This window comes from Methylibium rhizosphaerae, from assembly GCF_006386545.1.
In the GTDB taxonomy this organism is placed as follows: Bacteria; Pseudomonadota; Gammaproteobacteria; order Burkholderiales; family Burkholderiaceae_C; genus Pseudorivibacter; species Pseudorivibacter rhizosphaerae.
This window is the reverse complement of sequence record NZ_SWAR01000165.1, coordinates 1-844: the sequence shown is the minus strand read 5'-3', so window position 1 is coordinate 844 and position 844 is coordinate 1. Positions and strand designations below refer to the sequence as shown.

At 62.1% G+C, this 844-nt stretch carries 1 protein-coding gene; it reads left to right on the top strand.

Going from position 1 to position 844, the window contains the following annotated elements; translation table 11 throughout:
- Positions 1 to 142 precede the first annotated feature (142 nt).
- Positions 143 to 589 carry a GNAT family N-acetyltransferase gene (locus E8D38_RS27930; RefSeq protein WP_181179581.1) on the top strand — a complete coding sequence of 149 codons (447 nt, stop codon included), beginning with the start codon at positions 143 to 145 and terminating at the stop codon, positions 587 to 589.
- Positions 590 to 844: the final 255 nt, after the last annotated feature.

Genomic DNA, 844 nt, shown 5'->3' with positions numbered 1-844 from the left:
TTGCTTCACTTCTTTTGCTTGCCACCAATGAGTTCTAACCTCTCCATCGAGCGGACCCACAACGGCGGGGCGCAGCGGTGCGCTTCGGAAGCGCTCGTTGCGCCGTCGTGCGCCGCTCATGTCGAACGTTAGCTGCCATTCGATGCCCGTTGTCATCCGCCGCATGGAAGTCGAGGACTCGGAGGCTGTTGCTGCGCTTCTTCCCGACCTCGGGTATCAGGCCGCACCGGAGGAGTTGGGACGCCGTTTGACAGCGCTGCGCGAGTGGCCAGATCAAGAGGCGTTTGTAGCCGTGCGCGATCAGTCAGTCGTTGGGTTGTGCCAAGTGCAGGGTGTGCGTTTGCTCGCCAGCAACGGCTACGCCGAAGTTCAAGCCCTCGTCGTTGCGGCCGCATGTCAGCGCGACGGCGTCGGCTCTTCGCTGCTGGAGCACGCGGTTCAATGGTCGTATGCGCGCGGCTACCCGCGAGTACGTTTGCGCTCTGGTGCGCATCGCGAGGAGGCGCACCGCTTCTATGCCGCTTGTGGGTTCACCCCCTCGAAGGCAAGCTATGCATTCGAAGTCAGCCACGGTCACAATGACAGCTAACCTCTCCATCGAGCGGACGCCCTCCGGCATGCTTCGCATGCCTGCGGTCGCTGCTCATGTCGAACGTTAGAAGCCTCCCGCTTCATGGAAGAAGAAGACCTGTCCGCCGAGTCTGCCTATCGCCTGGGTTCGCTAGGGAGACGCTGATCAATTGACCGCTCCGGCACGATGCATGCATGCCGCGCGGAACCCGGACACAGCCACGCCAACATGAGCCAACGCAGCTTTGCCAGCGCCGAGTACGCGATGAAGAAG